General features: G+C 69.4%; 8 protein-coding genes. 3 read left to right on the top strand and 5 right to left on the bottom strand.

All coding sequences use genetic code 11. The annotated features are described in order from the left end of the window. A partial coding sequence (locus HMPREF0058_RS09870; protein WP_040319868.1) for a site-2 protease family protein occupies positions 1-796 on the bottom strand: 796 nt, incomplete at its 3' end. Between the two features lie 233 nt (positions 797-1029). Here HMPREF0058_RS09870 and HMPREF0058_RS09865 point away from each other — a divergent pair. Beyond that, a complete protein-coding gene (locus HMPREF0058_RS09865; protein WP_006549649.1) occupies positions 1030-1845 on the top strand; it encodes a RecB family exonuclease in 816 nt (271 codons plus the stop codon). A gap of 22 nt (positions 1846-1867) precedes the next feature. Next, positions 1868-2875, top strand: a complete 1008-nt coding sequence (locus tag HMPREF0058_RS09860) for an aldo/keto reductase (RefSeq protein WP_006549648.1) — start codon at positions 1868-1870, stop codon at positions 2873-2875. Here HMPREF0058_RS09860 and HMPREF0058_RS09855 read toward each other — a convergent pair. The 3 genes from HMPREF0058_RS09855 to HMPREF0058_RS09845 all read right to left on the bottom strand — a co-directional run bounded on the left by HMPREF0058_RS09855 (position 2854) and on the right by HMPREF0058_RS09845 (position 6529). After that, the gene (locus HMPREF0058_RS09855) at positions 2854-3159 is read right to left on the bottom strand and encodes a hypothetical protein (RefSeq protein ID WP_006549647.1); all 306 of its coding nucleotides are present in this window, start codon (positions 3157-3159) and stop codon (positions 2854-2856) included. The genes HMPREF0058_RS09860 and HMPREF0058_RS09855 overlap by 22 nt on opposite strands. Positions 3160-3260: 101 nt before the next feature. Further along, entirely contained in the window at positions 3261-4355 is a 1095-nt protein-coding gene (locus HMPREF0058_RS09850; RefSeq protein ID WP_006549646.1) for an NAD(P)/FAD-dependent oxidoreductase, read from the bottom strand. 98 nt (positions 4356-4453) lie between these two features. Then, on the bottom strand, positions 4454-6529 hold the full coding sequence (locus HMPREF0058_RS09845) for a M3 family metallopeptidase (protein ID WP_006549645.1): 2076 nt from the start codon (positions 6527-6529) through the stop codon (positions 4454-4456). Between the two features lie 149 nt (positions 6530-6678). Between HMPREF0058_RS09845 and HMPREF0058_RS09840 the strand changes: the two genes are divergently transcribed. Continuing rightward, positions 6679-8421 (top strand): pyruvate dehydrogenase, encoded by a 1743-nt coding sequence (locus tag HMPREF0058_RS09840; RefSeq protein ID WP_006549644.1) that lies wholly within the window; start codon positions 6679-6681, stop codon positions 8419-8421. Between the two features lie 80 nt (positions 8422-8501). Here the strand turns inward: HMPREF0058_RS09840 and HMPREF0058_RS12850 are convergent, their stop codons facing one another. Next, positions 8502-8639: a hypothetical protein gene (locus HMPREF0058_RS12850; RefSeq protein ID WP_006549643.1), complete on the bottom strand. Its 138-nt coding sequence runs from the start codon at positions 8637-8639 to the stop codon at positions 8502-8504. Between the last annotated feature and the right edge of the window lie 109 nt (positions 8640-8748).

The raw sequence follows: 8748 nt of genomic DNA, 5'->3' as shown, positions 1-8748 counted from the left end.
GCGCCAGCGTGCGCAGGTCCAGCCCTGCCGCGGCGCGCGACCCACGCCCGAGCCCGAGCAGGGTCCAGCTGGTCTGCGCCAACGGCCAGGCCACCATGAGGGCCAGGATCAGGGAGAAGCCGTCTGGCCGCCGCCCCAGGAGCAGCAGGGGCCGAAGCAGCCACATCCAGGCGATGCCAGCCACGACGAGGAGCCCACCCCAGGCCGCCACGCGCTGGCCCGTGCGGGCCTTGCCGGTCACCTGCTCGATGAGGGCCGCCAGCGCGTGCCCACCGTCCAGCGGAAGCGCCGGCAGGACGTTGAAGACTGTCAGGGCAAGGTTGACCCAGGTCAGGGCCCACACGAGGATGTAGAGCGGATAGGGCATCCACACGCTCGTCTCCAGCCACCGTCCCACCAACCACAAAGCCAGGTTGACGGCGGGGCCGGACAGGGAGGTCACCACGTCCTTCCATGGTCTCCAGCCTTCCTGGGCGCTGAGGGGGCGAAAGCTCGTGCGTCCGCCCCACAGGTAGAGCTCGTAGCGAGTGGGCCAGCGCCCCAGCGCCGTACCGCTCAGGCCGTGGGCCAGCTCGTGGAGGAAGACGCTGACTACCACACCAAGCACGGCCGCTAACACCACGCCCAGCACCTGCAGGAGCGTGTAGCCGTTCATCGATCGATTCACGGCAGGAAACCAGGTCGCCGCGATCAGTGCCCCCAGCAGCACCGAGGACGGGGCGATGACGACGGGGGCTCCGCCGATGCGGCCCAGGACCAGGCCCGGTCCACTGGCACGGGTCGAGGTAGAAGACATGCTGGAGAGCCTAATCTCACCGTCCGCCGCCTCCCACGGCCGCTCGGTCTCCACAGCGCAGGGCGAACACCGCGGGCGGTGCGAGGCTGTGGACAGCCTCAGGGTCCTGCCGGCGCCCGCCGGCGCGGGGAGGTAGGTTCACCCACGTGAGCCAGACACCCTCCGCCCCCGCTTCGCCTCGGCCAACAGGCCCAGGGGCCCACGCTCCGGCCGGCCGCAGTCGTCGAGCGGCCTTGTCCCCCTCCAGGGCCAAGGACTTCATGCAGTGCCCGCTCATGTTCCGGCTGCGTACCGTCGACCGTCTGCCTGAGCCGGGGTCCCTGGCCACCCACAAGGGCACGCTCGTCCACGCCGTGCTGGAGCGCCTGTACGACCTGCCTGCCCCTGAACGCACCCTTGAGGCCGCCGTCGGCATGCTGCCCGGGCAGTGGGAGGCGCACCGGGAAAAGAACCCCGTGGTCATGGACCTGTTCGACTCACCCCAGGATGTCGCGCCGTGGCTGGAGGAGGCCCGCGCGCTGCTGCGCACCTATTTCCAGATGGAGAACCCCACTCGCCTGGAGCCGTCCGAGCGCGAGCTCTTCGTCCAGACCGAGACCCGTTCCGGTCTGCTGCTGCGCGGCTTCGTCGACCGCCTCGACGTGGCCGCTGACGGCGCGATGCGCGTGGTGGACTACAAGACCGGTAAGTCACCTGCTCCACGCTTCCAGCACGACGCGCTGTTCCAGATGCGCTTCTACGGGCTGGTGCTGTGGCGTCTGCGTGGCCAGGCGCCGCGCAGGCTCCAGCTGGTCTATCTCAAGGACGGCCGCATCCTGACCCACGACCCGGTCCTGGCTGAGCTGGAGGGCATGGAGACGCGACTGGAGCACCTATGGGACGAGGTCGAGGACTGTGCGACCCAGGGCCGGTTCGCGCCTCGACGCTCACGCCTGTGCGACTGGTGCGCCTTCCAGGCCGCCTGCCCGCTCTTTGGGGGCGAGACTCCCCCGCTGCCCGAGACCGGCCTGGCCCAGCTCCTGACGGCGCGCCGTGGGCCAGCAGCCTAGACCCCGCCCCTAGGGTGGAGTCATGGAGCATCGCAGACTAGGCGGGACCGGCCTCCGGGTCTCCTCGGTCGGGCTGGGAACGATGACCTGGGGCCGCGACACCGACGAGCTCGAGGCCAAGGAGCAGCTCGACGTCTTCCTCGACGCCGGAGGCACGCTGGTGGACACCGCCGCCTCCTACTGCCAGGGGCTGAGCGAGGAGGTCATCGGCACGCTGCTGTCCGGCCACGTCGAGCGCACCGACCTGGTCCTGGTCTCCAAGGCAGGCGTGCGGACCTGGCGCACCGGGAGCCGTGGCTCAGTCACGGACGCCTCTCGCGGCACGCTGCTAGACACTTTGGACGCCAGCCTCAAGCGGCTGGGCACCGACCACCTGGACCTGTGGCTGGTCCAGGTCCCCGACCCCACGACCCCGCTGGAGGAGACGGCGCACGCTCTGCGCACCGCGGTGGCCTCGGGGCGGACCCGCTACGTGGGCGTGTCCAACCACCCCGCCTGGGCCACCGTCCACGCCGCTGACCTGCTGCGCGAGCACGGCGGTCCGGGGCTGGCGGGAGCCGAGATGGAGCACTCCCTGCTGTGCCGCGGGATCGAGCGCGAGCTCCTGCCGGCCGCCCAGGCGCTGGGTCTCGGCGTCATCGGCTACGCGCCCCTGGGACGCGGGGTACTCACCGGCAAGTACCGGTCCACGACCCCAGCGGACTCGCGCGCGGCCTCCCCGCACCTACGCTCCTACGTGGCGCCCTACCTCGATCCTCGTCATGAAGGCGTCGTCGAGGCGGTGGCCACGGCCGCAGCGGGCCTGGACCGTCGACCAGTCGAGGTGGCCCTGGCATGGGCGCGCGACGCCGCCGGCATCGCCTCGACCATCGTGGGCGCGCGTACGCCTGCCCAGCTCCAGGGGGCGCTGGCGGCTGAGGACCTCACCCTTCCGGTGCAGATCCGTCACGTGCTCGATGAGGTGACGGCGCCGGCCCTGGGCTATCCCGAGCGCCTCATGCGGCCCGGTCAGTCCTCGTCGTCGGCGTAGTCGTCATCCTCGTCGTAGTCGTCGCCGTCCTCGTAGTCCTCGTCGTAGTCATCGTCATCGTCGTCGCCCTCCTCGTCGTCAGACTCAGCGTCGACGATGTCGAAGGGCAGTTCGATGCCGGTGGCGGTAAACAGGGCGTCGTCGTAGGTGAAGAAGGCGTCCTGGAGGGCATTCTCGGCAACGACCACAGCGGGCGAGTACTCGTCCCCGGTGGCGGCCGCGTCCAGGTGCGCCTCGAAGGCAGCGATGAGTCGGTTGAGCGCGGACCGCGGGTCGTTCGTCATGTGGCCCAGGATACCGGTACGTACCGCGCCCGCGTCCAGACGAGGAGTCCGGACGCGGGCGCGTGAGACGAATCAGGCAGTCGTGCCAGTGCGGCAGCCGCTCAGTCCTCCAGACCCAGCTGCTCGCGCACAAAGCCGAGGAAGAGGTCCTCACCCTTGATCCGGGCGGTCTCCTCCGGACCCACGACCACGCGCACGCCGTCGCGCAGGATCTGGGAAGCTCCGCCGTCGGGGCCCAGCGGCAGGACGACCAGCTCAGGCTGGGGCTGGTAGACCGCCGTCGGCGCCTCGCCCGCGATCACCGAGCGGATGTTGGCGGCCACCACCGCAGCGTGGGCGCGAGCGGCGTCGGCCCGCTTGGTCTCGCGCACGTCGGTGATGTCACCAATCGCCCACACACCGGGGTGGTCGACCACGCGCAGGTGGTCGTCGACGCGGATCGTGCCGTCGTAGTGACGGATCTCCTCGTAGTCGTCACCGAGGAAGCCCGTGGCCGCGCTCGCCCCGTAGGCACGGAACCACATATCCGCCTCCAGGCGCCGCCCGCCGGTGGTGACCACGCGGAAGGGCGAGAGCACGCCCGGGTCCACCGGGGGCAGGGAGACCAGGCGCTCACCCGTGATGACCTCGACCCCACGCTGCTCCAGCTGGAAGGCAATGGCAGCGCGAAGCTCGGGCTTGTAGTCCTTGTTCGGCAGGATCTGCTCGCCCTCTTCCAGGAGGATGACCTGGACGTGCGGGAAGGCCGAGGTGATCTCACCGACCAGCTCGATCCCCACGTCCCCGGCTCCTGCGACCAGCACGGTCTTGGCCTGCTCCAGGCCGGCGTGCCCGCGCTCGATCCGGGCCTTGGCGATGACCGAGGAGGACTCCATGTGCTTGGCCGGGAAGGGGTAGGCCGTGCCCGTGGCCAGCACGAGGTGATCAGCCTCGATCTCCTGGCCGCCCGAGACCTGGACCGTCGTGCCCTTGACGGCCAGCGCCGTGCCGTGAACCACGCGTCCGCGGGTCAGGAGGTGGTCGTAGGGCATGAAGATCTTCTCGGCCCACTCGCGGTCCACGGCTGCGCGCAGGGCGGCAGCGTGGTTGACGAAGGTGTCCTTCTGCTCGACGAGCGTGACCTCAGCGACGTCGTCGAGTGCCTTAGCGATGGTGATACCGCCGTATCCGCCGCCGACGATGGTGACGCGAACCATGGAGTCCTCTTCTTCCGTTCGGGTGGTGAGGGCAGACTATCGTCACGGTCCCGGCGTGCACATCTGCCCCGCGATGGGACCTACGTCTCAGACCTGTCTCAGGCCAGTCCTCGGCGCTCCAGCAGGGGCTCCAGGCGCGGGGCCCGACCGCGGTAGGCCTGGAAGGACACCAGCGGGTCGCGCGAGTCACCGCGGGAGAGGAACTCACGGCGGAAGCGCTCACCGGCCTCGCGGTTCAGGCCCAGGTCGCCGTCGCGCGCGCCCTCGCCGTCGGTGCGGAACCACTGGGTGGTGTCGGCGTCCATGACCTCGCTCCAGATGTAGGCGTAGTAGGCCGCGGAGTAGCCACCGGCGAAGACGTGGTTGAAGTAGGTGGTGCGGTAGCGCGGCGGCACGAGGGCGTCATCGATACCGACGGCGGCCAGCGCCTCGTGCTCGAAGCCCTCCACCGCCTCGGGGTCGGTCGGCACCTGCTCGGGGGCAAGCGTGTGCCAGGCCTGGTCCAGCAGGGCCGCCCCCAGGTACTCGGTGGTGGCGTAGCCCTGGCCGAAGGATCCCTGGCTGCGCAGCTGCTCGACGAGCCCGGCAGGCATCGCTTCGCCGGTGTCGACATGGCGGGCGTAGGAGGCCAGGACCTGCGGGTGCAGGGCCCAGGACTCGTTGACCTGGCTGGGGAACTCCACGACGTCGCGAGGCACGTTGGTCCCCGAGGCCCCCGGCCACCGAGTATCCGCGAACAGACCGTGCAGGGCATGGCCGAACTCGTGGAAAGCGGTGATGACGTTGTCCCAGGTCAGCAGCGTGGGGCCGCTGTCCGGCTTGGTGAGGTTGAGGCAGTTGATGACCACGGGCTTGTTACCGGTCAGGTGCCCCTGGTCGACCAGGCTGTCCATCCAAGCCCCACCTTGCTTGCCGGTACGGGCGTAGTAATCGGCCACGAACAGGCCGAGCACCGGGGCCTCGGCGCCTGCCTCCCGCTCGGCCTCGCTCAGGGCCGCGGGATCACGGACCTCCCACACGCGCATATCCGGGTCATACATATGCGCCGCGAGGTCTGCCCGCTCGTGGAAGGTGATGCCGTACAGACGGTTGGCGGCGTAGAAGACACCGTTTTCCACCACATTGCCCAGCTCGAGGTAAGGGGCGAGGACGGCGTCGTCGACTCCGAAGCGCTCCTTGCGCTCGGCCTCCTCGTAGCGAGGCCAGTCAGCCGGACCGAAGCCCTCCCCTGGCACCGTCGCAGGATCGGCGGCCATACGTGCGGCGTAGACATCGGCGTCCCGGCGGGCGTTGGCCATGGCCGGCGGGACGAGCCGTGCAAGCATGTCGCTCACCGCCTGCGTGGTCCCGGCGGCAGACTCCGCCGCGATGATGGCGGCGTGGTGCTCGAAGCCCAGCAACTGCGCCCTCTCAGCGCGCAGGGCCACCTCGCGCAGGATGAGCGCGCGCGTGTCCGTCTCCCCTGACAGCCCACGGCTCATGGCCTTGTCCAGCAGCGCCACGCGCTCAGCGTGACTGTCCAGGCCCGCCAGCTCGGGAGTCGCGGTGTAGTTGGCGACCCCGGCCTCGTGCATCGCCTTGGCGATGAGGGTACCCACCCGGGTGCTCAGGGAGGTCAGCTCCGCGTTGATCTCGCGCAGACGCTCGGCCTCGGCGCCGGTCAGGGCCACGCCGTCGCGTTCAAAAGCCTCGACGGCCAGGCGGATGTAGCGGGCGGTCTCCTCGTCAATCTCCTCCCCGGCCGGATCCACCGGGGTGCGCCCAGCCGCCCGGGCGTCACTGACCAGCTCGTCCAGGGCCTTGAAACGCCGGTAGAGACGGGGGTCGAGGTCATAGGCGTCGCTGTGGGCCGCCAGTTCGGGTGCCAGGCGCTCCTCCAGCTTGTCGAGCTCGGGCGAATCGGTGGCTGAGGTGAGCGCGTACAGGACTCTCAGCGCCCGCTCCAGCAGGTCACCGGACAGCTCCAGGGCGGCCACGGTGTTGGCCACGGTCGGCTCATCGGGATCGGTGGCCACGGCCTCCCACTCGGCCCTCTGGTGAGCCATCCCCGCACGGATTGCAGGCTCAATGTCCTGCGTGCGCACAGCGACGAAGTCAGGCAGTCCCAGGTCCAGGGTCCAGGGCGCGGCGAAGGGGTTGGACTCGGGCAGCTGTGGGAGGCTGGTCTCACTCATGGCCCCATCGTGCCATGTCGACGGCGTCTCTTTCTTCACAATGGACGTCTTTTCATAGGCCGTTCGTCCCGTCTGGTCCTAGCCTGGTGGCACAGCTGCGCAGGTGGGAGCGCTTGTCCCACCAGACCTCGACCACAGGAGGGCCACGTATGAACGTTGCCGAACAGCTCGTCGCCCAGCTCGTGGATGCCGGCGTCCACCGGATCTACGGCATCGTTGGAGACTCCCTCAACCCCGTTGTCGACGCCGTGCGCAAGACCGGCGGCTCCGCCAAGGGCGGGATCGACTGGGTCCACGTGCGTCACGAGGAGGCTGCAGCCCTGGCGGCCGCTGCCGAGGCCCAACTGACCGGCAAGCTGGCGGTGTGCGCGGGCTCATGCGGACCGGGCAACCTCCACCTCATCAATGGCCTGTACGACGCTCAGCGCTCAGGCGCTCCGGTGCTCGCCATCGCCTCCCACATCCCCAGCGTCCAGATCGGTCAGTCCTACTTCCAGGAGACCCATCCGGACCGCCTGTTCACCGAGTGCTCGGTCTACTCCGAGCTCATCTCCTCCCCCAAGCAGGCCCCGCGCGTGGTCAACGCCGCCATCCGCCACGCCGTGGCGATGGAGGGCGTGGCCGTGGTCTCCCTGCCCGGTGACATCTCTGATGAGAAGGCCGTGGCGCCGACCCCCGTCTACGCCCCGGCGCGTCGCGCGGTCCTGGCCCCCAACCCGGTGGACGTGGAGGAGGTGGCTGCCCTGCTCAACAAGGCCAGCAAGGTCGCCATCTTCGCCGGCGCCGGAGTCAAGGGCGCCCATGACGAGGTCATCGCCCTGGCCGAGGCCCTCAAGGCCCCCATCGGCCACTCCCTGCGTGGCAAGGACTTCATCCAGTACGACAACCCCTACGACGTCGGCATGACGGGGCTGCTGGGCTACGGAGCCGCCGCCGAGGGCATGAAGGACGCCGACGTCCTGCTCCTGCTGGGCACGGACTTCCCCTACGACCAGTTCCTGCCCTCCACCCTGACCGTCCAGGTGGACAACCACGCCGAGAAGCTGGGCCGCCGTACCGACGTGTCCTACGCCGTCCACGCCGACGTCGTCCCCTTCATCGAGGCGATCCTGCCGCGGCTGAAGGGACGGCGCTCCGACCGCTTCCTCAAGGACCAGCTCAGGCGCCACGCCAAGATCATGAAGGCGCCCGTGGGCTCCTACACGCGCAGGGCGGAGAAGCTCAAGCCCATCCACCCTGAGTTCGCCGCCCACCTGCTCAACGAGGTGGCTGCCAAGGACGCGATCTTCACCGCAGACACCGGCATGTGCAACGTGTGGACGGCCCGCTACATCGACCCGCTGGGCAGCCGCCGTCTCATCGGCTCCTTCCTCCACGGCACGATGGCAAACGCCCTGCCCCACGCCATCGGCGCGCAGGTGGCCTACCCCCACCGCCAGGTCATCTCCGTCTCCGGTGACGGCGGCCTGTCCATGCTCATGGGTGAGCTCGTCACCGCCCGCATGCACAACCTGCCGGTCAAGGTCGTGGTCTTCAACAACTCCACCCTCGGCATGGTCAAGCTGGAGATGTTGGTCAACGGTCTGCCCGACTTCGGTACCGACGTCCACGACGTCAACTACGCCGAGGTCGCCAAGGCGATCGGCTTCCACGCCGAGCGCGTGGACGACCCGAAGAAGCTCAAGGGTGCCTTCGAGAAGGCCCTGGCCTTCGACGGCCCCGCGCTGGTGGAGGTCCTCACCGACCCCAACGCCCTCTCCCTGCCCCCGGAGATCAAGGGTGAGCAGCTCATCGGCTTCGCCACGGCCATGAGCAAGGTCGTCCTTAACCGTGGAGCCGGCGAGGTGGTCTCGATGGCGACGTCGAATATGCGCAACATCCCGCGCTTCTGACCCTTGCCTCGCTCGTGAGGGCCCTGGCACCGAGCGGTGTCAGGGCCCTCACTGCGTCGCAGGACATGACGACGACGGCGCTAGCGTCCTTCTGCCAGCGCCATCGGCAGCTCGCTCACGCCTGCGCGCAGGGTCGAGTAGCCACGGACCAGCTGCAGGTACTGGCTGAAGAAGTGCAGAGCGCAGACCACCGGCACGATGGCTAGGATCGACAGCACGGAGGTTAGCCGCCGAGGCACCCGATGGCGCTGAGCTGAGGTTCTGGGTCCTCGTCACGACCCGGTGAGAACCGTCACTCCCCTGGCCCCGCTCCTCCTCGGCGCAGGG

The organism is Actinomyces urogenitalis DSM 15434 (assembly GCF_000159035.1).
GTDB lineage: Bacteria > Actinomycetota > Actinomycetes > Actinomycetales > Actinomycetaceae > Actinomyces > Actinomyces urogenitalis.
The sequence above is the reverse complement of the archived record's forward strand: the minus strand, read 5'-3'. Positions and strand labels throughout refer to the sequence as shown.